Consider the following 22,623-nt stretch of genomic DNA (forward strand, 5'->3'; position numbering starts at 1 on the left):
GTCGTAAATGGCAAATCCCAAGATCAAATCCGGCCTGCCGGCGCCGAAAAGGCCCGTTGCGACAGCGGGTCGCAAGCCCTCAGTTCGCAGCGTCTATTCGAAAGCCGAGATCGAGGAAATCTTCCGGCGATTCTCGATCCAGCGGCCCGAGCCGAAGGGCGAACTCGAGCACGTCAATCCGTTCACGCTGGTGGTTGCCGTGGCGCTGTCGGCACAAGCAACCGACATCGGCGTCAACAAGGCGACGCGGGCGCTGTTTGCCGCCGCCGACACACCCCAGAAGATGCTCGACCTCGGCGAAGAGCGCATCCGCGACTATATCCGCACGATCGGCCTCTACCGCAACAAGGCGAAGAACGTCGTTGCCCTGTCGGCCAAGCTTATCAGCGATTTCGACGGCGAAGTGCCGCAGACCCGCGAGGAACTGATGACGCTGCCCGGCGTTGGCCGCAAGACCGCCAATGTCGTGCTGTCCATGGCCTTCGGACAGTCGACCATGGCCGTCGACACCCATATCTTCCGCATCGGCAATCGCATCCGCCTTGCGCCCGGCAAAACGCCCGACGAGGTCGAGCAGCGGTTGATGAAGGTCATTCCCGACCGCTACCTCTACCACGCCCACCACTGGCTGATCCTGCATGGACGCTATGTCTGCAAGGCCCGGCGCCCGGAATGCGAACATTGCATCATCGCCGACCTCTGTCGCGCGCCGGAAAAGAGCTGCGACATTCCCGCGCCGCTGGTGCCGCTACCGCCGCAGATCGTCGGAGAATAGCGGGTCGCGCAGCGTCAACCGCTTGTGCAGATGCACCATCATTGCCCCCGCAAACAGCGGCGTCAGCAGATTGAGAAGCGGAACGGCCAGGAAGGCGGCAATCAGCAACCCGGCCAGGAACACGGTCGAGGCATGCTTCTTGCGGAAGTTGCGGGCCTGCTGGGGCGAACGGAAACGGCTGGCCGCGAATTCAAAAAACTCGCGCCCGAGTAAGTAGCCGTTAACCAGGAAAAACGCCACCAGATTGACGCCCGGCACCAACAGAAGAATAAGCGCTATCAGGTTGCCGACGATAAGCACGCCGAGGAACTTGATCGAGCTTATCATGGCAGGCCCAAAAGGCATGGCTTGACCGGGTGGATCCTGGGGATAGTCCTGGCGTTCGACCACGGCGGCGACATCGTCGAGGTAGAAGCCGGCGATGATCGCACTGACAGGCGCCAGGAGAAACGCAGCACCCAGACCAATGATAGCGGCGGCCGCGACAGCCACCCAATCGGCCCAAGCGGGTACGCCTGTGAAGAAATGATGAAGCAGCGGCACGCCGTAAGAAGCCACGACCGCCTGCAGTGCGAAATATAGGAAAAGCAGCACGAGGATGGTAACGCCCAGAACTTTCCAGACCAACTGGCGCAGAGCTGGCGACAGGAGGTTGGCAAGGGCCAGACGAGCAGAATCGATGATCATGGATGGGTTCCCGGGTGTCACTTTGGGCCTGAAAATAAGAAGGCCCGCTTGCACTGGCAAGCGGCGACGCTGAAAACATCCAACACTTAGCACACGCAGGTTGTAATAAAGACTACACTAATATAAAGTCGACCCACGATGGAATAGAACATTCGGTTTGACGAATACGCGGATTATGAAAGTTCGTGCGCCATTGTTATGTTGAAGAAACACTGGCGCAACAACAGTGCGAGGCAGAATGGACGATCTTGGCCAAAAGCTTAGACAATACATGAAATCAGGAACTCCGGCCGAGCGACGCATTGCGCGATACTTTTCGGATCACCTGAGCGAGTTGCCTTACGAGACTGCCTCATCCGTTGCCGACCGGTTGGAATTGAGCCCGATGACCGTCGGGCGCTTCCTGCGGGCGCTTGGATATCAAGGCTTGGACGGCTTCAAGGTGCATCTACGAGAAACGGTGCCGTCGACTTCGGCCAACAAGCACCCGGCCACGATGGAACAGCTTCACGAGGAAGCCGCAGCCGGACATCCCTTGGCAGCGCTGATGGCCGAGCAACTGGACATGCTGCACCACATCTACAACCTCTCGGCCCAGCCGCAGTGGACCGACGCGGTGGGCTCGATCCTGGCAGCCAGCGATGTTTTCGTGGCCTCCCATCAGACCTGCCCGGTCGGACAATATTTCTGCGATCGGTTGGGTATCGCCCGCGACAACGTCCGGATGGCCGGCAACGGGACGGCGACCTACATGGAACTGCTGGCCCCGTCGACCAGCGATTCACTGATGATCATCATCGACAGCTACCGTTTCGCGAAGTCCCGGCTGCTTGCCCGATCGGCGCGCCGATCCGGCCTCAAGGTTTTGCTTGTCACCAGCCAATATACCGAATGGGCGCATGAGTTCGCCAACATGACGCTGTCGCTGCCGCCGCCGCGCATCGGGCCGCGTGACAATGTAACGGCAATCGCGGCCCTCCTCGAGTTTCTGGCGACAGCCGTCATCCATGCCGCAGGTCAAAGCGCCGAACTGCGCGGCCGGCGCCTGGCGGAGCTCGAAAACATGTTTGCCGAGGCCCCTGCGCGATAGAACGGACAGCCGCAGTCTGGCGTTATGCCATGCCCTCAAGCTCGGCGCGGTGGCGGTACATCGCCAGGAATGACCGGTAGTCCCGTTCATAGCCCGCCTTCCGTGTCGGATCCGGTTGGCGCCTCGAGCCGCCCGAACACATCGCGTTGCCGGCCGACGTCAGCGACCCGTGCAAGCCACAGGCGACCGAGGCCGTCATCGCCGTCCCGAGCAGCACCGCTTCCTGCATCTCGGGGACAACGACAGTACAGCCCGTCACATCGGCATAGAGTTCCATCAGCGCCGCATTCTTCACATGCCCGCCGGCAACGTGAAGCGTGTCCGGGACATAGCCGTATCCGCGCATCTTCTCGAGGATATGGCGAATGCCGAGCGCGATGCCGACGCAGCTGCGCCAGTAGAGCCGGCACAGCCCGTCGAAGGAGGCGTCCAGCGTCAGGCCGCTGATGACACCGACTGCGTGTGGGTCTGCCATCGGCGAGCGATTGCCGTGAAAATCCGGCAGGACATGGATGCGAGCGCCAAAGGCTTCGCCCTCGACCGCCCGCAGTTCGGCAATCCGCGCCACGATTGCCAGGTGTAGGGCGGCGGTCGGCTCGCCGCCGGCGGCATGCATGCGAACGATGTGATCGAGCAGCGCGCCGGTGGCCGACTGACCGGCTTCGACCAGCCAGGTATTCGGATAGACAGCCTCGAAATAGGGACCCCAAAGCCCCGCGCTCGGCTTGCGTTCCCGCGAAAACGCGACGATGCAGCTCGACGTCCCCGCAATCAGAGCCAGCTGGCGTTCGAGCCCCGCCGGGTTCTCGGCATAGCCTCCGAGCGCGCCCAGCGCACCGGCATAGGCGTCGATCAGACCGGCGGCGACCTGGCAGTCGACATTAAGACCGAGCGCTTCAGCCGCATCGGCCGTCAAGGTGCCGACGCTGGAACCGACCGGAACCGTCTCCTCCGGAAGTTGCCCCCTTTCCCGCAGATCGGAAAGGCCGATCAGCGCGAGGAAGTCGGCTTGCCAGCCCGCGCTGCGGTGCGCGAGATAGTTCCACTTGGCAGTCAATGTGCATCGCGAGCGCGCCAGTGATCCCGAGCACTTCCATGTCATGAAATCGGCGAGGTCGAAGAAATAGCCGCTCCTTGCCCAGCTCTGCGGCAGGTTCTTCTTCAGCCACATCAGCTTCGGCATTTCCATTTCCGGCGACATGAACTGGCCGGAATGCTCGAGAACCGCGTGGCCGGTGGCCGTGCAGAAATCGGCTTCCTCCAGCGCCCGGTGATCGAGCCAGACGATGGTATCGAATCGCGCCTCACCTGATGTCGAAACTGTCAGCGGCTGGCCGTCCCGGTCGCGCACCACAAGCGAGCAGGTGGCATCGAAGCCGATGGCGCCAATCGCCGAGGCAGGCAAGCCGGAGGCGGCCCGTGCGGCTCTGACGGCCCTGCATACCGCCGACCAGATATCCTCGGAGCTATGTTCGGCGTGATTTTCGCGGGGTCGGTTCATGAGGATCAGGTGCTCGCCCTTGCCGAGCATCCGGCCACGCGAATCGAACACGCCGGCGCGCGCGCTGCTCGTGCCGATATCGACCGCCATCACGTGATCGCGCATTAAGGCTTGGTCCCGTCCATTCTTACTTTTTGGACAAGGTGTATCAAATCCGGCATGGCGTCAAACACCACTTCCGGTGCTAGCCGTGTCAATTCGGCACGGTAGTGGGCAGAGCTCGCATGCGATCCGCCGGTGAAGGCAAAGACGGTCATTCCTGCTGCCCGGGCGGCCATGATCCCGGCCGGGCTATCCTCAACGACGATGCAGTGTTCCGGCGACACGCCCATCTGCTGGGCCGCATAGAGAAAGAGGTCCGGCGCTGGCTTGCCACGCTTGACCATGCTGGCACTGAAGATATGCGGTTCCAGCCTTTCCAACAGGCCGGTCAGACTTAGCGACAGCTTAATGCGCTCGAGCTGGCTTGAAGACGCCACGCAGCGACGCATTGGCAGAACGTTCAGCGTGTCGCTGATGCCAGCGATGGGCTGCAACTCCGCGCGGAACCTAGTATAGAGATCCTCGCGGATGCGATCGAGGAAGGCCTGGTCGGCAAAGACGTTGAATTCCGTCTCCAGCGTATCGATCAGCGTCGCCAGGCTCTTGCCGAGAAAGCGCTGATAGGCGCCCTCCTCATCGATTTCAATGCCGGTGTCGCGCATCGCCTGGACGAGGACCGCGATCGACAGCGGTTCGCTGTCGACCAAGACACCGTCGCAGTCGAAGATGACCAGTCCATTATCCGCGTCAGTCATTTTGGCGGTCCACCTTCACCCATCTATAGGCCGGCGTTATCGCACGCCGGCCCCATGGCTAATCCGCCAGTTTGTTGTCGAGGTAAAGCTGCAGCGTCTCGCGCGTGCCCTTTTCCCACAATGTCTTCAGCGCATGGGCAAAGCGCTTGCGGAACAGCTCGGACTTCGCCACTTCGCCGAAGATGTCGTCGAAGGCGAGGAAGGCCGCTGGATTGGTCTTAGCCTCGAGCGCCGCCTTGTGCAGGCGGTCGGCGCTGGCATCGTTGAAGGCGATCTCCTTGCCGCTGTCGGTCGTGCCGGCGAAATAGCGGCACCATAGCGCCGAGACCAGCGACAGGCCGACGATGTCCCTGCCCGCAGCCAGATTGTCGAGCGTCGACGGAAGGATGAACTTCGGCTGGCGGTTGGAGCCGTCCTGCGCCAGGCGCGGAATGGTGTCGGCGATCTTCGGGTTCAGCAGGCGATGCTCGATCAGCTCGAAATAGTCCTTCAGCACCGTGTTCGGCACCGGCGGCACGATCGGAATGATCTCCTCGTTCTCGAGCTTGGCCAGAAATGCGCGGATCAGCGGATCTTCCATCGAGTCATGCACGAAATGGATATCCATCAGCGCCGCCGGATAGGCGATCGCCGCATGTCCGCCATTGAGGATGCGGATCTTCATATGCTCGTAGGGCGTGACATCGGGCACGAAGGTGACGCCGACCTTTTCGAGAGCCGGGCGGCCTGCCGTGAACTTGTCCTCCAGCACCCACTGCTTGAACTCTTCGCAATAGACCGGCCAGTTGTCCTCGATGCTGAAGACATCCGTCAGAAGATCGATCTCGCGCTGGCCTGTCGCCGGCGTGATGCGGTCGACCATGGCGTTCGGGAAGGCGACATTCGCCTTGATCCAGTCGGCCAGGTCCGGATCGGAGAGCCGCGCCGTACCGACGACGGCATTGGTGGCGACGACGCCGTTGTGCGGAATGTTGTCGCAGGACATGACGGTGAAGGACACCAGGCCCTTGTCCTTGCGGGCATTGAGCCCGGCGACGATCAGGCCGAAGACGGTCTTCGGCTCGTTCGGGTTCTCCCCGTCGGCAACGATGGCCGGATGGGCGGGATTGAACTTGCCGGAGGCGTCGATGAAGTAACCGCCCTCGGTGATGGTCATCGAGACGATCCGGATCGCCGGGTCGGAAAGCTTCGCGATGATCGCCTTGCTGTCGCCGACCGGCAGGATGTCGATCATCGGGCCGGTGACGCGGGCGGAGGTCGCATTGTTGTCCTGCTCGACGACGGTGGTCAGGAAATCCTGCGCCGCCAGCTTTTCGCGCATGCTGGCATCCGATGGCAGCATGCCGGCGCCGATGATGGCCCAGTCATGGTCTTCTCCGACATTGAACAAATCGTCGAGATAGACGGCCTGGTGGGCACGGTGGAAATTGCCGACGCCGAAATGGACGATGCCGGCCGACAGCTGAGACCGGTCATAAGCCGGGATCGCAGCGGTTGCCGATACCTCTTTCAGGGTGGCCAGCGAGAGTTTGGTCATTGTCAGAAGTCCTTCTGAAAGGTCTTGGTGGTCCGGATGGTCCTTGGGGGGCCATCGGCCTCTACGCGACCCGGGCGTTTTCGCCCGGGCAGGCAATGTCGGTCGTCGATGGGTTTCGCGCGGCTGGCCTCAGGAGGCCATTGCCAGTCCCTTGTCGTCGAACCGGTGGACGCGGCTGCGGTCCGGGGTCATGTAGACGGTTTCGCCGGCCTTGACCGGGAATTCGCCGGTGCCGCGCGCCGTGATATGGCCGATGCCTTCGACATCCACGTGCAGAAAGGTGTCGGAGCCGAGGTGCTCGGCGACGATGACCTTGCCTTGCCACACGCCGCTCTCCGTCGACAGCAGGATATGCTCAGGCCGCACGCCAACCGTCGGCGCGCCGAAGGGCTCGGCATAGACGCCGGTGACGAAATTCATCTTCGGCGAGCCGATGAAGCCGGCAACGAAAAGGTTGGCCGGGTTCTTGTAGAGCTCCATCGGCGAGCCGACCTGTTCGATGTTGCCGCGGTTGAGCACGACGATCTTGTCGGCCATGGTCATGGCTTCGACCTGGTCGTGGGTGACGTAGACCATGGTCGTCTTCAGCTGCTGGTGCAGTTCGCTGATTTCGAGGCGCATGTTGACGCGCAGCGCCGCATCGAGGTTCGACAGGGGTTCGTCGAACAGGAAGGCCGACGGCTGGCGGACGATGGCGCGGCCGATGGCAACGCGCTGGCGCTGGCCACCGGACAGCATGCGCGGCTTGCGGTCGAGATAATCCGTGAGGTTCAGCACGCGGGCTGCTTCCGCCACCTTGCGGTCGATCTCGTCCTTGGCCATGCCTGCCATCTTCAGCGGGAAGGCTATGTTGCTGCGCACGCTCATATGCGGATAGAGCGCATAGGACTGGAACACCATGGCAAGACCGCGCTCGGAAGGGCCGAGGCTCGTGCCGTCCTTGCCGTCGATGATGATCTTGCCGCCGGAGACGTCCTCGAGACCGGCGATCAAGCGGAGCAAGGTCGACTTGCCGCATCCGGACGGGCCGACGAAAACGACGAATTCGCCGTCCTTGATTTCAAGGTCGATGGAAGGAATGACTTTGGCTTCGCCAAAGACCTTCGAAACCTTCTGAAGGGTAATGCTGCCCATGGTTCTCTCCCAGATATCTTATTTGACCGCGCCGAAGGTCAGGCCGCGAACGAGTTGTTTTTGACTGAACCAGCCGAGGATCAGGATCGGTGCGATCGCCATGGTCGAGGCGGCCGAAAGCTTTGCGTAGAACAGGCCTTCGGGGCTCGAGTAGGAGGCGATGAAGGCGGTCAGCGGCGCGGCCTGCGATGCCGTCAGGTTGAGCGTCCAGAATGCTTCGTTCCAGGCGAGAATGACGTTGAGCAGCAAGGTCGATGCAATGCCCGGCACCGCCATCGGCGTCAGCACGTAGATGATTTCCTTCATCAGGGTGGCGCCGTCCATGCGGGCCGCTTCCAGGATCTCGCCCGGAATTTCCTTGAAGTAGGTGTAGAGCATCCAGACGATGATCGGCAGGTTGATCAGCGTCATCACCGCCACGAGGCCGATGCGGCTGTCGAGCAGACCGGTGGCCTGGAAGAGCAGATAGATCGGAATGAGGGCACCGACCGGCGGCATCATCTTGGTGGACAGCATCCACATCAGGACGTCCTTGGTCCGCTTGGTCGGCGAAAACGCCATCGCCCAGGCGGCGGGAACGGCGATGATCAGGCCGAGGATGGTGGAGCCGACGGCTATGATGACCGAGTTCGAGAAATGCAGGAAGTAGTCGGAGCGCGACTGCACTTCCACATAGTTTTCCGTCGTCCAGTGGAAGAACAGGAACAGCGGCGGCGAAGCGACGGCATCGCCTTCCGACTTGAAGCTGGTGATGAAGGTCCACAGGATCGGGAAGAAGATCAGGAGACCGAGCGCCCAGGCGACGACGGAAACGATGACCTTTTGGCGGGTGGAAACACTGCGAGCCATCTCAAGCCTCCAGATTCTTGCCGACGATGCGGACGAGGAAGATAGCGACAATGTTGGCGAGCACCACGGCGACGATACCGCCTGCCGATGCGCCGCCGATGTCGAACTGCAGAAGAGCCTGCGAATAGACTAGGTAGGTCAGGTTCGTGCTGTCTGTGCCCGGACCGCCGTTCGTGGTGACGAGGATTTCCGCAAAGACGGAGAGCAGGAAGATAGTCTCGATCAGGATGACGACGGTAATGGCACGGGCCATGTGGGGAAGGACGATGTAGATGAACTTCGACACGATGCCGGCGCCGTCCATCTCGGCGGCTTCCTGCTGCTCCTCATCCAGCGACTGCAGGGCGGTCAGCATGATCAGCGTCGCAAAGGGCAGCCACTGCCAGGCGACGATAACGATCACCGAGGCGAGCGGCGCATTGGCGAGGAAGTCGAAGGGTTCGAGGCCGACTGCCTTGGCCGCGTAGGCGAACAACCCGTTCACCGGGTTCATGAACATGTTTTTCCAGATCAGCGCTGCCACTGTCGGCATGACGAAGAACGGCGCGATGACGAGGATACGGACGATGCCTTGGCCGAACATTGGCTGGTTCAGCAGCAGCGCGAAAGCAATGCCGCCGACAATCGTGATGAGCAACGCGCCGCCCACCAGCAGCAGCGTGTTGAACAGCGCCGAGAAGAAGGCCGGATCCGTCAGGAAGTAATAATAGTTGTCGAAGCCGACAAAGGGATGCTCGCCCGGCATCAGCAGATTGTAGTTCAGCGTCGAGAAGTAGATCGTCATCGCCAATGGCACGAGCGACCACAGCAAGAGAAGAACGACGGACGGCGTCATCATGAGACGGGCAGCGGAACGGGTCTGTAAGGTCGCCATGGAAAGGACCAATCTTGTCTAGAAGCGGGGAGAGTGGCCGCAACAGCGGAAATTAAAGGGCCGCCAAGGCTCGGTAGAGGCGATCGGCGGCCGGTGGGAGGGAGGCGCAAGATGCGCCCCCGCTCCTTAGCGCAGTCGGCATATCACTTAGGATAGCCGGCCTTCTTCATTTCGCGGGTCGTCAGTGCCTGGGCGCTCTTCAGGGCCTGATCGACGGTGACCTGGCCGGCAAGCGCTGCAGAGAACTGCTGGCCAACGGCAGTGCCGATGCCCTGGAATTCAGGGATGGCGACGAACTGCACGCCGACATAGGGAACCGGCTTGACGGTCGGATGGGTCGGATCAGCCGAGTTGATGCTGTCCAGCGTCATCTTCGCGAAAGGTGCTGCCTTCTGGTAATCGGCATTCGCATAGAGCGACTTGCGGGTACCGGGAGGTGCATTCAGCCAGCCTTCCTTTTCAGCAACAAGGTTCGTGTACTCCTTGCTGGTTGCCCAGGCGACGAACTTCTCGGCAGCTTCCGTCTTCTTCGAGCCAGCCGGGATGGCGAGGTTCCAGGCCCACAGCCAGTTGCCGCGCTTGCCGAGACCGTTGTCAGGAGCGAGCGCAAAACCGACCTTGTCGGCAACCTTGGACTGCTTCGGATCGGAAACGAAGGATGCAGCGACGGTTGCGTCGATCCACATGCCGCACTTGCCGGTCTGGAACAGGGCGAGGTTCTCGTTGAAGCCGTTGGAAGATGCACCGGGAGGTCCGTCTTCCTTCATCATCTTGACGTAGAATTCGAGGGTCTTCTTCCACTCAGGCTGATCGAACTGGGCTGCCCATTTTTCGTCGAACCAACGCGCGCCGAAGGAGTTGGACATGGCTGTCAGGAAAGCCATGTTCTCGCCCCAGCCGGCCTTGCCACGAAGGCAGATGCCGTAGACTTCGCCCTTTTTGTCGGTGATCTTCTTGGCTGCGTCCGCGATGAAGTCCCAGGTCGGGGCATCAGGCATCTTCAGGCCGGCCTTTTCGAAAAGGTCCTTGCGATACATGACCATCGAGCTTTCGCCGTAGAACGGCGCTGCATAGAGCTTGCCGTCCGTGGTCAGGCCGCTGCGGATTGCCGGAAGAAGGTCATCCACATCGTAGTTTGCACCGAGATTGTCGAGCGGCTGGAGCCAGCCCTGCTTGGCCCAGATCGGAACTTCATAGGTGCCGATCGTCAGAACGTCGTACTGGCCACCCTTGGTCGCGATGTCGGTCGTGACCTTCTGGCGCAGGATGTTTTCTTCAAGCGTAACCCACTGCAGCTCGATGCCGGGGTTCTTGGTCTTGAAGTCATCCGTGAGTTTCTGCATGCGGACCATGTCGCCGTTGTTCACGGTGGCAATGGTCAGCGTCTCTGCAGACGCGATGCCAGCAAAAAGCAATGCCGAGCATGCGCTCAGCAGTAAAGTCTTCAATTTCATGGTCTTCCTCCCAGAAGAGAAAATATGAGCATTCGCTTAGCTCGAGGGCAATTACTCACGGCATGCGACATGTTGTCAATGCCTATTCGTTGCTGCGACGCCGAACGCAAAAATAAGTGGTTGAAAGAAAACAGATTAAAGTTGCATCAACCGTTGATCAAAAACTCGGCCGTCGCCTCATCGGTGATCAAACCATTGATTTGGCGGCCAATCAAGGCTGCTCTTACTGCCGGACGCTTGCGCTGCCCCTTCGCAATTCCGATGACGGTCGAAGCCTCGCGATCGGGGATCGGAGCGCTGGCGACGCGTTCGTTGATGGCATTATCGACGAGATTTCCCTCGCCGTCGAAGATCCATCCACAGATTTCGCCGGTGGCGCCCTTCGCCATCAGGGCAAGCATTTCGTCCTTGCCGAGGAATCCGTCGACGCACAGCGGGGCATCGACGCCCATTTCGCCGATCCCGACGAAGGTAACGTCGGCCTTGGCGCTGATGTCGAGCGTCGAGCGAACGAGCGGCTGCGCGTGCAGCAGTTCGCGCTCAGACGAGGCGGAAACCAGCACCGGCAAGGGCATCGGGTAATGCCGCGCCTTGATCGCGTCGGCCATGCTGAAGATGACGTTGTAATAGGCCGCCGAGCCGTCGGGACCGATATTGCCGGTCAGCGACACGACGCGGTGCTGCATGCAATCTATAACCGGCAGCTGATCGACGGCCGCCTTCAGCGTCCGACCGGTGCCGATGGCCAGCACGATCGGGTCGGGCCGCTTCAGCCAACGCTCGATCTCGGCCGCCGCAGCTTCGGCGATGCCGACCGTCGTCGAGGTCGATCCAGGATCGCTCGGAACGACTTCGACATGGCGCAGGTCGAACTTGCGGCGCAGATCGGCGGCCAATTGCAGGCAGGCGGCGATCGGGTGATCGAGGCGGACCTTGATCAACCGTTCGGCGACTGCGAGCGACACGAGACGCTGCGCCGATTGGCGGGAGATCCCCATGGCGGCGGCGATCTCGTCCTGCGTCCGGCCTGCGACATAGTAGAGCCAGCCGGCACGCGCGGCGTCGTCCAGCCTGCCCTGTGTCTCCGACTTCCTGGCCATCCGCTCCCCTCCTTGCCTTCGCTTGCTGCGCGCCGACCCCTACGAGCGATAGGATCAACGCGGCCCGTCTCAGCGGTCCGGCGTCAGGCAGCGTCCGGCGGAATGACACCCTTGGTCAGGGTGAAGCAGCCATAGAAGCGGCGCTCACCCGTCTGGATGACGCAATAGGCGCTCTTTGCACGCTCATAAAAAGCGAAACGCTCGACCGACACGAGCGGCCAGTGCTTGCCTTCGGCCTTATCGATGACAGCCTGCATTTCGACTTGAACGGCCGGCAGTTCATCCGGCGAGCCGACGACCTCCATACGGGTGGCGGCATCATCGATGAAGGTGTCCAGCGGCAGCAGCGACAGGACGGCGGCAGCAGCCTGCGGCGAGGTCACATTGTCGATCCGCAGAAGCCGGCCAAGCCTGGTCTGCAGGGCGATCGATTCAGCCGGGAAATTGGTGTCGACGATGACGAGCATGTCGCCATGACCCATCGCCGCCAAAGCGTGCAGCACGTCGGCGTTGAGTGCGGGTGAAATTCCCTTGAGCATGAATAGGCCTCCTCCAGGCATTCTGTAGAAAAGATAACGGCGGCGGGGCAACCCGACCCTCCAGTGGCAAACAAGTAACCGCGACGCCGCTCTCTGTCTAGCAGCCAACCCGGGCATGACGAGAATAGGCGCCCTGCCGGCAGGCGCGATACCGAAGCTTATTTCCGCCCTGATTGACCGCATAGCTCTCGCCATACTACGACAGACACATCAGACCCGGGCGAGGCAATTGTGAGAATTCTGCTTGTCGAAGACGACGACACCCTCGGCAGCGCGGTGCGCGACCACATTGCCGCGACGGTGCATGCCGTCGACTGGGTGAAGAACCTGACCGATGCCGCAAATGCCGCCCGGTCCGTGCATTACGGGCTGATCCTGCTCGATCTGCAACTGCCCGACGGCGTTGGTATCGACTTCCTGAAGGCGCTGCGCCGCAATGCCAAGGAAACGCCTGTTATCATCCTGACCGCACGGGACCAGATTTCGGACCGCATCGAGGGTCTCAACAGCGGCGCCGACGACTATCTGGTCAAGCCCTTCGATCTCGGCGAACTCTCGGCGCGCCTCATGGCCGTCGCCCGCCGCTATTCGGGCAGCCCGCAACCGATGCTGAAGATCGGCGATCTCGAGGTCGACCAGACCCAGCGGCGGCTCATGGTTGCCGGCAAGGACGTGATCCTCACAGGTCGCGAATGGGCCGTACTCGACCTGCTGGTCGCACGCCCGGGTGCGATGGTCTCCAAGGACCAGGTGGAAGAAGCGCTCTATGCCTTCGGCTCCGAGATCGAGAGCAACACCGTCGAGGTCTATGTCAGCCGCCTGCGCAAGAAAATCGGCAAGGACCGCATCCGCACGGCGCGTGGCGTCGGCTATTCGCTTGGAGAACGATGATGCCGCAGCCGACCAATCGCCTGAGCAGCATCAGTATTACCCGGCGGCTGATCACCACCCTGACCGGCATGGTCGTGTTGTTCTGGCTGATCGCAGTCGGCCTCGGCGCCTATGTCATGAACCACGAATTCGCGGAGATCTTCGACGGCACGCTGCAGGAGACAGCCGAGCGGCTGATGCCGCTTGTGCTCGACGACCTCGCCCAACGCGACCCGTCCTCCGATCCGCAGGCACTACAGGCGATCCAGCAGGGCTTGAACAAGGAATACCTGACCTACCAGGTGCTCGATGCCAGCGGCAAGGTCATCATCCACTCCCAGGAAGCGCCGACCGCCGCCTATGAGGTGCCGCTGAAAATCGGCTTTCACGACACCCGCAAATATCGGATCTACACCGAGTCGGCATTGAACGGCACCGTCTTCCTGCATGTTGCCGATGCCTTCCGCAACCGCCGCGAGGCCCTGCGCGAAGGCGCCGTCGCGCTGCTCTGGCCGCTGCTGCTGCTCATTCCGGCCAGCATCCTCCTGATCCAGTTCATCGTCGGCCGGTCGCTCGCCCCGATCGATCGGCTGCGCGACGAAATCGGCACAAAGGACAGCGGCAACCTTGCCGCCGTCGAGAGCGACACGCTGCCGCGCGAACTCCGGCCGATCGCCCGCTCCGTCAACCTGCTGCTCGGCCGTCTGCGGGCAGCCCTTGAGGCCGAGCGTGAATTCACCGCCAATAGCGCCCACGAGTTGCGCACGCCGATTGCCGGCGCGCTCGCCCAGACCCAGCGCCTGATCGCCGAGTTGCCCGAGGGTCCCCTTACCGTCCGGGCCGGGCGCATCGAGACGGCGCTCGCCAATCTCGGGCGCCTGGCCGAAAAACTGCTGCAGCTTGCCCGCGCCGAAGCCGGCATCGGCACCGGCGATGCCCCCGTCGATCTTGTCCGTATCGTCGACGCAGTGGTGGGCGACTACGACCGCGACAGCCGCACCGCCGGACGTGTCACGCGGGATTACGCGCCGGAAAACCACCTGGCCCGATGCGTCGATATCGACGCCTTCGCGATCGTGGTGCGCAATCTGATCGAGAACGCCCTGATTCACGGCCCGACTGAAGGGATGGTCTCCATCCAGATCGGCAATGATTTCGTCAGCGTCGTCAACGGCGGCAAGCGGGTTCCACCGGAAGACCTTGCCGGCCTCAAGCGCCGTTTCCGCCGTGGCGAGACGAGTGCCGCCGGATCGGGACTGGGACTGGCGATTGCCGACAAGATCGTCGTCCAGATGGGCGGACGCCTCGACCTCTTGTCGCCGGCATCGGGCGAAGAGCAGGGTTTCGAGGCCCGCATCGTGCTTGCGCCGCAGACCACTGCCTGATCGCTTGCAATGGCGGGCAAAGGATGCGAGCAACGGCCTTCAGAGACTGCAGCGGGTGACGGATGATCGTTTCTTTTGACATAGGCGGTTCCGCCATCAAGGGCGGCTTTGCCCATTCCGAGACGGAGATCACGGCATTGCCCCGCAGGGCGACGCCCGGCAACGACTTCGCAGCCTTCGTCGAGGTCATGCGCGATATCATCAGCCAGGCGCCGGAACAGCCGGAGAGCCTAGCCCTGTCGATCGCAGGCGTCGTCGATCCCGACAGCCAGAAGCTCACCTGCGCCAACATTCCCTGCATCCATGGCCGAAGGCTCGCCGAGGACCTGCAAACGGCGCTTGGCTACCCCGTTCTGATCGCCAACGACGCCGATTGCTTTGCCATGGCCGAAGCGATCTCGGGCGCCGGCCGCGGCCACCGCATCGTCTTCGGGGCCATTCTCGGCACCGGCGTCGGCGGCGGACTGGTTTCCGATGGTCGGCTCGTCAACGCGTCGGGCGGCTTTGCCGGCGAATGGGGCCATGCGCCCGTGATCGCCGCCTATGCCGGCAACCCGCCGGTGGCCATCCCCGCCTATCCCTGCGGCTGCGGCCAGGTCGGCTGCGTCGATACAGTCGGCGGTGCCCGGGGGATGGAGCGGTTGCATCTCCTTCTGCACGGCACGAACCTTTCGAGCGAGGAAATCGTAGGGCTGTGGCTTGCCGGTGATGCCGGCGCTGCGGCGACGCTCGATGTCTACATGGATCTGGTCGCGCCGCCGCTGGCGCTGGCTGTCAATATCACCGGCGCCACCATCGTGCCCGTCGGCGGTGGGCTCTCGAATGTCGAGCCGCTGCTGACACGCCTCGACGAGGCGGTCCGCAAGCGCATCCTGCGCAAATTCGACCGGTCGCTGGTTGTCCCCAGCCAGTGCCGCATCGAGCCGGGCCTGATTGGCGCCGCCCTTCTCGGCCTCCGCGATGTCGAGGAGCGGCGCCGTGCTGCTTGAGATCTGCGTTGAGGATAGCGCCGGCCTTGCCGCCGCCATCGACGGCGGTGCGGACCGTATCGAGCTTTGCAGCGCGCTTTCGATCGGCGGGCTCACTCCCAGTGCCGGGCTGATGCTGGAGGCCGGCCGAAAACCGTTGCCGAGCTTTGCAATGATCCGCCCCCGCGCCGGAAACTTCGTCTGGTCGGACGATGACATCGCCGTCATGCGCGACGACATCGACATGGCCCGCCGGGCAGGACTGGCCGGCGTCGTGCTCGGCGCCTCCCTGCCGGACGGGCGGCTTGACCGCGAGTGCCTGGCAACGCTCGTCCGGCATGCAGGAGGTCTCGGGCTGACACTGCACCGCGCCTTCGACCTCGTTCCCGATTGGCAGGAGGCCATCGACGCCGCCGTCGATCTCGGCTTCGAGCGCATATTGACCTCCGGCGGCGCCACCTCGGCCATCGATGGTGCGGATGAGCTGGAACGGCTAATCTCCATCGCCGCAGGCCGCATTTCCATCATGCCGGGCTCCGGCATCAACCCGAAAACCGTTTCTGCGCTCATTCCGCGTCTGCCGGTCGGCGAGATCCACGCATCCTGCGCTACGGCGGTCGCACAGGATAACGAGCGGCTCGTGGCCCTCGGTTTTTCGCCCCCTTCACCGCGGCGCACCGACCGCGCCACCATTGCCGCCCTGAAGGCGCTGCTTGCCACTGACCTGTCTCGACCGCAAGCGTGATTGCCATCCGGCGCCAAAGAAGGCATGAATGCCACATGCGCTCGGTCGCCGGCGTATGGCACAGGGTTGCCGCGCTCGCAGGATAAAGATGGGGATGACGTTCCTGATTGCGGCAATGATTTCGCTGGGAGCATGAAATGACGGTCTCGCTGCCCCGCCGGAGAAGCCGCGTCGTCTTTTGGCTTTCTGCAATCGCGATCCTCTCCGCCATCGTTGCGACCGCGCTGCTTGCCAATGACAAGCGGAACCTCAGGATGATTGCCGAACACTATCGGCTAAGCTGGCTGGATCCAGGCGCACTGACGCCACCTCCGCCCCCCGCGCCGACAAAGCTGGCCGCCCCAGCGAGGCCGCCTGCCCCAGCCGTAGCGATGACCCAACCGAAGGCCGAAAGGCTGATCCCGCCGCATCTCCTCGCGGGCTTACCGAATGCACCAAGTGCATTCCTCCGCCGTTGGAAGGTCTCCGGCAAGCTGCTTTGCAGCCGGATCGCGGAGGCGGGCTTTGCCGTCAGCCCTTGGCATCAGAGCGACATGGACCCCGCCACCTTCGAATGCAGCTATCAGAGCCCGGCATCGGATAATGCGGCGCCGGAGCAGCCGTCGCTGTTCGTCATCGTTCGAGGTAGCGCCGCTGGCGACGTCGGCAATATCCGGATCAAGGCCATTCTGCCGGAAACACCGGCCGGCGACGCGCTCAAGCTGAAATTCCAGGCGCTTTTCCGGGCCATTGTCCGCCAGACACAGTGGCGCGACATGAACGATGCGGCCGACCACATCGACAGGCTCGAGAACATCACGCAATCAGCCTTCGGCGCCCGCCTGATGTTTGCCCATGAGTTCGAAGATCCGAAGCGATTCAACCTGATCATCGACCTCGAAAGACCGAACGACATTCAGCGCACCACCGCGACATTCTTCGACAGGGCAAAGTGGCTACAGCTACCGGCGCACCTGTGAGAGGCGCCCCGTATCGGCACATCAGGTCAGGCAGCTCAGCAAAGACACAATTGCTGCGTTGCAACATACGACCATTGCACTAAGATGGCGGTGTTCTACATGTCCGCTTCGTACGGAATTGCCACGAGGTAGAAAGCGCACGGCACCCGGCAGCATGGGGTCAAAGATTGCTGAAATCGCCAGTATCCCCGTGCATTTGGTTCTCGGGGAAAGAGCGCCAACCGCAAACCAAGCCGCGCCGGCAGCTTCAAATCGAAAAACAGAACGCGACCGCGTTGTCTGAAAAAGAGGAAAATCGATGCGTATCACGATGATCGGGTCTGGTTATGTGGGTTTGGTATCCGGCGTCTGCTTTGCGGACTTCGGCCATGACATCATCTGCGTCGACAAGGACGAAAAAAAGATCGCCGCGCTGAAGGCAGGCGAAATTCCGATCTTCGAGCCTGGGCTTGAGCATCTGGTGGCAGACAATGTCCGTTCGGGCCGCCTGTCGTTTTCGACCGAAGTGGCGGAAAGCGTCGCCTCCAGCGATGTCGTCTTCATCGCCGTCGGCACTCCGTCGCGCCGTGGCGATGGCCATGCCGACCTCTCCTACGTCTACGCCGCCGCCCGCGAAATCGCCACGCATGTGAAGGGCTTCACCGTCATCGTCACCAAGTCGACGGTTCCCGTCGGCACCGGCGACGAAGTCGAGCGGATCATGCGCGACACCAACCCGGAGGCCGACATCGCCGTCGTCTCCAACCCGGAATTCCTGCGCGAAGGCGCCGCCATCGAGGATTTCAAGCGTCCCGACCGCATTGTCATCGGGCTCGACGACGACCGCGCCCGCGCCGTCATGACGGAAGTCTACCGCCCACTCTACCTTAACCAGGCGCCGCTGCTGTTCACCTCGCGCCGCACGTCCGAGCTGATCAAGTATGCGGCCAATGCTTTCCTGGCGATGAAGATCACCTTCATCAACGAGATCGCCGATCTCTGCGAAAAGGTAGGCGCCAATGTTCAAGAAGTGTCGCGCGGCATCGGTCTGGACGGCCGCATCGGCTCGAAGTTCCTGCATGCGGGCCCGGGCTATGGCGGCTCTTGCTTTCCAAAAGACACGCTGGCGCTCGCCAAGACCGCCCAGGATCACGATAGCCCGGTGCGGCTGATCGAGACGACGATTTCGATCAACGACAACCGCAAGCGCGCCATGGGCCGGAAGGTGATTGCAGCCGTCGGCGGCGACGTGCGCGGCAAGAGCGTCGCGGTTCTCGGCCTCACCTTCAAGCCGAACACCGACGACATGCGCGACAGCCCGGCGATCTCGATCGTCCAGACGCTGCAGGACGCCGGCGCCAAGGTGGTGGGCTACGATCCTGAAGGCATGGACAATGCCCGCGGCCTGATGGAAGGCATGACCTTTGCGGCAGACGCCTACAAGGCCGCCGAGGGTGCTGATGCTCTCGTCATCGTCACCGAGTGGAACCAGTTCCGCGCGCTCGACTTCGCGCGGTTAAAGCGGGTGATGGCGGCGCCCGTGCTGGTCGATCTCCGCAACATCTACCGGCGCGACGAAATCACCAAGCACGGCTTTCACTATTCGAGCATCGGCCGGCCAAGCCTCGGCGACGAGCGCGCCTAACACACCCGATACACATAAAAAGGGCGAGGCTCGGTGCCTCGCCCTTTTTCTATGGTCGCGGCTCAAGCCGCGCGAGCACGCTTGTCGTTACTTGATCCGGACGTAGGGCCGGGATTCACGAATGTGATGACGATAATAGGAACCCGGCGAATCCGCCGAGATCAAATTGCGGTAAACCTCCTCCGGCACATCCGTATAGGGCTCGACTTTGCCATCGTGGAATTCAATCTCCAGACGAGCAGAGCTCAAGTCATAAGCAACAGCTGTGATCAGGCGCGACTTTATTTGAATGCGTTCCATTGAGGAGCCCTGTGGTTGCAAGAGATGAAAAACAGACTGTAGCAGACTGACAATTGGTGCGAGCATTGGGTGAGCGCATATGTCGGACTACTTATGTTAACGCATTAATAATAATATTCTTTCAGAAATCGTCAACGATGTTTGCAGTTGCATTTTCCGCCTTGCGCTGTGCAATCGCACGTCACAAATTTCGCTATGGAGTGTGATGACACTATCGTCTGCTGAAGGCGATGGACGGCAACCTATATACTTTTTCTCTGTGGCTTGACCAAGGCAGCCACGACTCTGAGGCGAGCTCGCTCTTCAAAGAGAGTCCAAATCGCGCAGATGTGATTGGTCGTCATCATAGGTGTTGGAGTTAGTGGCGATTATTGGCACAAACGCCGAATGCGAACGGAAAGACTGATCGAACGGAATGTCGGAAACTGACAACAGCCACCCAGCCAAAGGGTTCGCCATCGAGCGCGATCCGCGGCTTCGCTTCATCATTCCCGCCGTCGTCGCCGTCGCCTTCCTGATGGAACAGCTCGACGCGACGATCATCGTCACCGCCATCCCCGCCATGGCCAACAGCCTCGACGTGACGCCGCTGGCGATGAACCTTGCCATCACCACCTATATCCTGACACTCGCCATGTTCATCCCCGTCAGCGGCTGGTTTGCCGACCGGTTCGGCGCGCGCCGGATCTTTGCGCTATCGCTGTTCATCTTCACCTTGGGCTCGGTGCTGTGCGGCCTGGCGGTCAATTTCCCGATGCTGATCGCCACCCGCGCCCTGCAGGGTTTCGGCGGCGCGATGATGACGCCGGTCGGGCGGCTGATCCTGATCCGCAGCTTCCCGCGCAGCCAGCTGGTCACCGCCATGACCTACATGACGCTGCCGGCCATCCTCGGCCCGCTGGTCGGGCCCGTGCTTGGCGGCGTCCTCACCACCTATCTCTCCTGGCGCTGGATCTTCTACGTCAACCTGCCCTTCGGCATCATCGGCATGGTCATGGCCCTGCGCTATGTCGAGGATACCCGCGGCAAGACGCCGGTGCGCTTCGATGTGCCTGGCTTCCTGATGGTCGGCACCGGGCTGGTGCTTCTGCAATACGGCATGGAGAATATCGGCCGACCGACGATCCCGTTGCAGGCCATCGTCGCTGTGCTCGTCGCATCGCTGCTGCTGCTCGCGCTTTTTGCCCGCTATGCCCGCAGTGTCACCGCGCCGGCCGTCGACCTCACGCTGTTCCGCCTGCGCTCCTTCCGCGTCGGTACGCTGGCCGGCGGCATCTGTCGGGTCGGACTGAATGGCGTGCCGTTCCTGCTACCGCTGATGCTGCAGATCGGTTTCGGGGTCAGCCCCATCGTCTCAGGTTCGCTGACCTTCGCCTCAGCGCTAAGCGCCCTGGTGATCCGCCCGATTTCCCAGCGGCTCCTGCGCGCCTGCGGTTTCGACCGCGTCCTGACATGGAGCGCCGTTGCCGGAGCGATCACGGTGGCCGGCTTCGCGCTGATGACGCCGGAGACACCCTACTGGCTAATCATCGCCTGGGTCTTCGTCTTTGGCCTGACACGGGCCGCCCAGTTCATGACGTCGAACACGCTTTCCTACTCGGACATGCCGTCGGCGCAGCTGAGCGGCGCCACGAGTCTCGGGGGCGTGCTGCAGCAGCTGAGTGTCAGCTTCGGCGTTTCGATTGCCGCCATGCTGCTCGGCCTCGTGACGCTGGGAGGCGCACCTTTGAGCCTGGACAGCTTTCACACCGTCTTCCTGATCATGGCCGTCATTCCGCTCCTTGGCCTGCCGGGATTTCTACAGCTGAGGCCGGAAGACGGCCAGCAGGTCAGCGGCCATATCCGTTCGGCACGGTGAGGACACCGCACAAGTCAGCGGATGCGGGGCTCAGGCCGCCAGCGCCGCTCGGCGCGGGCTGACCAGATGCTCCTTCAGCACGATCCCTGAGCGATCGACCTCCTGCAGCAGAACGTCATAGCTCCAGAGATCGGCGAGATGTTGAAGCACCTTGCGGCTGTCCTCCTCTTCGAGCAGGCTGCCATTCATGACCTGATGCCGCAGGATCAGCCGACGGTCGCCGGCAAGATCGACGTCGACAACCTCGATATGCGGATCGATCCAGCCAATGTCATATTGCCGCGACAGTTCGCGGCGCACCCGCTTATAGCCTCGCTCGTCGTGAATGGCCGCCACCCGCATACCCTCCTCCTCGGCCGGATCGTCGGTCAGGTGGAAAAGCCGAAGCTTGCGCATCAGGTTCGGGCTGAGGAATTGGGCAATGAAGCTTTCGTCGCGGTAGTTGGCCCAGAGGTCGCGCAGCACACCCATCGCATCGCCCGTGCCGGCGATATCGGGGAACCACTCGCGATCCTCCTCCTCCGGCTTGGTGACGATGCGCTCGATGTCCTGCATCATCGCAAAACCGATGGCATAGGGATTAAGGCCGGAGTAGCGTCTGTCGTCGAACTGCGGCTGGAACACCACATTGGTGTGGGATGTCAGAAACTCCAGGAAATCCCCGTCGCCGATGCCGCCGCGGGCATGCAGCCGGGTCATGATCTCGTAGTGGACGTAGGTCGCCGTCCCCTCATTCATCACCTTTGTCTGGCCCTGCGGATAGAAATACTGAGCGACATGGCGAACGATGCGCAGGATTTCGCGCTGCCAGGGCTGCAGGCGCGGCGCAGTCTTTTCCAGGAAATAGAGAATATTCTCCTGCGGCAGGCCGGTGATCGCCTGGCGCCTTTCCAGGCTGAGGTCGGGTGCACTCTTGCCGGATTTGGTCGGCACGGTGCGCCAGAGATCGTTGAATATGCTTTCCTCATGCGCCCGCCGCTCCTGTAGGCGGGTCTCCTCCATCCGCAGGTCGAGCTTCTTCTTGCCGGCATAGCGATGCACGCCGTGGGACATCAGGGCATGGGCCGAATCCAGTGTCCGCTCGACGGCGACATGGCCGTAGCGCTCCTCGCAGCTGGCGATGTAGCCCTTGGCGAAATTGAGATAATCGAGGATGCCGTCGGCATCGGTCCACAGCTTGAAGAGGTAGTTGTTCTTGAAGAAATGATTATGGCCGAAGGCGGCATGGGCGATGACTAGCGCCTGCATGGTCGCAGTGTTCTCCTCCATCAGATAGGAAATGCAGGGCGAGGAATTGATGACGATTTCATAGGCGAGACCACGCAGGCCCTTGCGATAGAAGGCTTCGTGATGGGCGAAATGCTTGCCGAACGACCAGTGCTTGTAAAACAGCGGCATGCCGATCGAGGAGTAGACATCGAGCATCTGCTCGGCCGTGATGATCTCGATCTGGTTGGGATAGACATCGAGACCGAGCTCGTTGATCGCGATGTCCTGACAGGCATCGTGAATGCGCTGCAGCGCGTTGAAATCCCAGTCCGGGCCTTCGAAAAGCCGTTTCATTGCCTTCGCCATGG

Annotated in this window: 21 protein-coding genes; 9 read left to right on the forward strand and 12 right to left on the reverse strand. The window is 61.9% G+C overall.

The annotated features are described in order from the left end of the window. The first annotated feature begins 7 nt into the window (after positions 1–7). The gene (gene nth / locus VH564_RS20135) at positions 8–775 is read left to right on the forward strand and encodes an endonuclease III (protein ID WP_423341645.1); all 768 of its coding nucleotides are present in this window, start codon (positions 8–10) and stop codon (positions 773–775) included. Here nth and VH564_RS20140 read toward each other — a convergent pair. After that, positions 749–1,462 carry a sulfate transporter family protein gene (locus VH564_RS20140; RefSeq protein WP_423341646.1) on the reverse strand — a complete coding sequence of 238 codons (714 nt, stop codon included), beginning with the start codon at positions 1,460–1,462 and terminating at the stop codon, positions 749–751. The two genes, nth and VH564_RS20140, sit on opposite strands and share 27 nt — an antisense overlap. A gap of 238 nt (positions 1,463–1,700) precedes the next feature. On the opposite strand from VH564_RS20140, the gene VH564_RS20145 reads away from it, so the two are divergent. Further along, entirely contained in the window at positions 1,701–2,552 is an 852-nt protein-coding gene (locus VH564_RS20145; protein WP_423341647.1) for a MurR/RpiR family transcriptional regulator, read from the forward strand. A 22-nt stretch (positions 2,553–2,574) separates the two neighbouring features. Here the strand turns inward: VH564_RS20145 and VH564_RS20150 are convergent, their stop codons facing one another. From VH564_RS20150 to VH564_RS20190, 9 genes are all read right to left on the reverse strand, one after another. Then, complete coding sequence (locus tag VH564_RS20150; RefSeq protein ID WP_423341648.1) at positions 2,575–4,158, reverse strand: FGGY-family carbohydrate kinase; 1,584 nt, start codon at positions 4,156–4,158, stop codon at positions 2,575–2,577. Continuing rightward, positions 4,158–4,850 (reverse strand): HAD family hydrolase, encoded by a 693-nt coding sequence (locus tag VH564_RS20155; protein WP_423341649.1) that lies wholly within the window; start codon positions 4,848–4,850, stop codon positions 4,158–4,160. The genes VH564_RS20150 and VH564_RS20155 overlap by 1 nt, the downstream gene beginning before the upstream one ends. A gap of 58 nt (positions 4,851–4,908) precedes the next feature. Next, positions 4,909–6,387, reverse strand: coding sequence for a mannitol dehydrogenase family protein (locus tag VH564_RS20160; protein ID WP_423341650.1), 1,479 nt, complete (start codon positions 6,385–6,387; stop codon positions 4,909–4,911). Positions 6,388–6,516: 129 nt separating this feature from the next. After that, positions 6,517–7,521, reverse strand: a complete 1,005-nt coding sequence (locus VH564_RS20165) for an ABC transporter ATP-binding protein (RefSeq protein WP_423341651.1) — start codon at positions 7,519–7,521, stop codon at positions 6,517–6,519. Positions 7,522–7,539: 18 nt separating this feature from the next. Continuing rightward, positions 7,540–8,370, reverse strand: coding sequence for a carbohydrate ABC transporter permease (locus VH564_RS20170; RefSeq protein ID WP_423341652.1), 831 nt, complete (start codon positions 8,368–8,370; stop codon positions 7,540–7,542). A gap of 1 nt (position 8,371) precedes the next feature. Further along, positions 8,372–9,244 carry a carbohydrate ABC transporter permease gene (locus VH564_RS20175; RefSeq protein WP_423341653.1) on the reverse strand — a complete coding sequence of 291 codons (873 nt, stop codon included), beginning with the start codon at positions 9,242–9,244 and terminating at the stop codon, positions 8,372–8,374. Between the two features lie 143 nt (positions 9,245–9,387). Beyond that, a complete protein-coding gene (locus tag VH564_RS20180; RefSeq protein WP_423341654.1) occupies positions 9,388–10,698 on the reverse strand; it encodes an ABC transporter substrate-binding protein in 1,311 nt (436 codons plus the stop codon). Positions 10,699–10,844: 146 nt separating this feature from the next. Further along, positions 10,845–11,798 carry a sugar-binding transcriptional regulator gene (locus tag VH564_RS20185; protein ID WP_423341655.1) on the reverse strand — a complete coding sequence of 318 codons (954 nt, stop codon included), beginning with the start codon at positions 11,796–11,798 and terminating at the stop codon, positions 10,845–10,847. Between the two features lie 83 nt (positions 11,799–11,881). Continuing rightward, positions 11,882–12,337, reverse strand: coding sequence for an RbsD/FucU family protein (locus VH564_RS20190; protein ID WP_423341656.1), 456 nt, complete (start codon positions 12,335–12,337; stop codon positions 11,882–11,884). 231 nt (positions 12,338–12,568) lie between these two features. On the opposite strand from VH564_RS20190, the gene VH564_RS20195 reads away from it, so the two are divergent. The 6 genes from VH564_RS20195 to VH564_RS20220 all read left to right on the forward strand — a co-directional run bounded on the left by VH564_RS20195 (position 12,569) and on the right by VH564_RS20220 (position 18,888). Next, entirely contained in the window at positions 12,569–13,228 is a 660-nt protein-coding gene (locus VH564_RS20195) for a response regulator (RefSeq protein WP_423341657.1), read from the forward strand. Next, positions 13,228–14,592, forward strand: coding sequence for a sensor histidine kinase (locus VH564_RS20200; protein WP_423341658.1), 1,365 nt, complete (start codon positions 13,228–13,230; stop codon positions 14,590–14,592). The genes VH564_RS20195 and VH564_RS20200 overlap by 1 nt, the downstream gene beginning before the upstream one ends. Positions 14,593–14,654: 62 nt before the next feature. Then, complete coding sequence (locus VH564_RS20205; protein WP_423341659.1) at positions 14,655–15,581, forward strand: ROK family protein; 927 nt, start codon at positions 14,655–14,657, stop codon at positions 15,579–15,581. Continuing rightward, positions 15,553–16,305, forward strand: coding sequence for a copper homeostasis protein CutC (locus tag VH564_RS20210; protein ID WP_423341660.1), 753 nt, complete (start codon positions 15,553–15,555; stop codon positions 16,303–16,305). The genes VH564_RS20205 and VH564_RS20210 overlap by 29 nt, the downstream gene beginning before the upstream one ends. Positions 16,306–16,442: 137 nt before the next feature. Further along, a complete protein-coding gene (locus tag VH564_RS20215) occupies positions 16,443–17,264 on the forward strand; it encodes a DUF6030 family protein (RefSeq protein WP_423341661.1) in 822 nt (273 codons plus the stop codon). 298 nt (positions 17,265–17,562) lie between these two features. Further along, positions 17,563–18,888, forward strand: coding sequence for a UDP-glucose dehydrogenase family protein (locus tag VH564_RS20220; RefSeq protein WP_423341662.1), 1,326 nt, complete (start codon positions 17,563–17,565; stop codon positions 18,886–18,888). 87 nt (positions 18,889–18,975) lie between these two features. Here VH564_RS20220 and VH564_RS20225 read toward each other — a convergent pair whose 3' ends face one another. Next, positions 18,976–19,188, reverse strand: coding sequence for a KTSC domain-containing protein (locus VH564_RS20225; RefSeq protein ID WP_423341663.1), 213 nt, complete (start codon positions 19,186–19,188; stop codon positions 18,976–18,978). Between the two features lie 415 nt (positions 19,189–19,603). Between VH564_RS20225 and VH564_RS20230 the strand changes: the two genes are divergently transcribed. Then, positions 19,604–21,046: a DHA2 family efflux MFS transporter permease subunit gene (locus VH564_RS20230; RefSeq protein WP_423341664.1), complete on the forward strand. Its 1,443-nt coding sequence runs from the start codon at positions 19,604–19,606 to the stop codon at positions 21,044–21,046. A 30-nt stretch (positions 21,047–21,076) separates the two neighbouring features. Here the strand turns inward: VH564_RS20230 and VH564_RS20235 are convergent, their stop codons facing one another. Beyond that, positions 21,077–22,621: a SpoVR family protein gene (locus VH564_RS20235; protein WP_423341665.1), complete on the reverse strand. Its 1,545-nt coding sequence runs from the start codon at positions 22,619–22,621 to the stop codon at positions 21,077–21,079. Positions 22,622–22,623: the final 2 nt, after the last annotated feature.

The organism is Rhizobium sp. HT1-10, assembly GCF_049472505.1.
Classification (GTDB): Bacteria; Pseudomonadota; Alphaproteobacteria; order Rhizobiales; family Rhizobiaceae; genus Rhizobium.

What these genes read in the sequence shown, in the direction of transcription:
- nth (WP_423341645.1), top strand. Translation starts at nt 8, where the DNA reads ATGGCAAATCCCAAGATCAAATCCGGCCTGCCGGCGCCGAAAAGGCCC.
- VH564_RS20140 (WP_423341646.1), bottom strand. Translation starts at nt 1,462, where the DNA reads ATGATCATCGATTCTGCTCGTCTGGCCCTTGCCAACCTCCTGTCGCCA.
- VH564_RS20145 (WP_423341647.1), top strand. Translation starts at nt 1,701, where the DNA reads ATGGACGATCTTGGCCAAAAGCTTAGACAATACATGAAATCAGGAACT.
- VH564_RS20150 (WP_423341648.1), bottom strand. Translation starts at nt 4,158, where the DNA reads ATGCGCGATCACGTGATGGCGGTCGATATCGGCACGAGCAGCGCGCGC.
- VH564_RS20155 (WP_423341649.1), bottom strand. Translation starts at nt 4,850, where the DNA reads ATGACTGACGCGGATAATGGACTGGTCATCTTCGACTGCGACGGTGTC.
- VH564_RS20160 (WP_423341650.1), bottom strand. Translation starts at nt 6,387, where the DNA reads ATGACCAAACTCTCGCTGGCCACCCTGAAAGAGGTATCGGCAACCGCT.
- VH564_RS20165 (WP_423341651.1), bottom strand. Translation starts at nt 7,521, where the DNA reads ATGGGCAGCATTACCCTTCAGAAGGTTTCGAAGGTCTTTGGCGAAGCC.
- VH564_RS20170 (WP_423341652.1), bottom strand. Translation starts at nt 8,370, where the DNA reads ATGGCTCGCAGTGTTTCCACCCGCCAAAAGGTCATCGTTTCCGTCGTC.
- VH564_RS20175 (WP_423341653.1), bottom strand. Translation starts at nt 9,244, where the DNA reads ATGGCGACCTTACAGACCCGTTCCGCTGCCCGTCTCATGATGACGCCG.
- VH564_RS20180 (WP_423341654.1), bottom strand. Translation starts at nt 10,698, where the DNA reads ATGAAATTGAAGACTTTACTGCTGAGCGCATGCTCGGCATTGCTTTTT.
- VH564_RS20185 (WP_423341655.1), bottom strand. Translation starts at nt 11,798, where the DNA reads ATGGCCAGGAAGTCGGAGACACAGGGCAGGCTGGACGACGCCGCGCGT.
- VH564_RS20190 (WP_423341656.1), bottom strand. Translation starts at nt 12,337, where the DNA reads ATGCTCAAGGGAATTTCACCCGCACTCAACGCCGACGTGCTGCACGCT.
- VH564_RS20200 (WP_423341658.1), top strand. Translation starts at nt 13,228, where the DNA reads ATGCCGCAGCCGACCAATCGCCTGAGCAGCATCAGTATTACCCGGCGG.
- VH564_RS20205 (WP_423341659.1), top strand. Translation starts at nt 14,655, where the DNA reads ATGATCGTTTCTTTTGACATAGGCGGTTCCGCCATCAAGGGCGGCTTT.
- VH564_RS20210 (WP_423341660.1), top strand. Translation starts at nt 15,553, where the DNA reads ATGTCGAGGAGCGGCGCCGTGCTGCTTGAGATCTGCGTTGAGGATAGC.
- VH564_RS20215 (WP_423341661.1), top strand. Translation starts at nt 16,443, where the DNA reads ATGACGGTCTCGCTGCCCCGCCGGAGAAGCCGCGTCGTCTTTTGGCTT.
- VH564_RS20220 (WP_423341662.1), top strand. Translation starts at nt 17,563, where the DNA reads ATGCGTATCACGATGATCGGGTCTGGTTATGTGGGTTTGGTATCCGGC.
- VH564_RS20225 (WP_423341663.1), bottom strand. Translation starts at nt 19,188, where the DNA reads ATGGAACGCATTCAAATAAAGTCGCGCCTGATCACAGCTGTTGCTTAT.
- VH564_RS20230 (WP_423341664.1), top strand. Translation starts at nt 19,604, where the DNA reads ATGTCGGAAACTGACAACAGCCACCCAGCCAAAGGGTTCGCCATCGAG.
- VH564_RS20235 (WP_423341665.1), bottom strand. Translation starts at nt 22,621, where the DNA reads ATGGCGAAGGCAATGAAACGGCTTTTCGAAGGCCCGGACTGGGATTTC.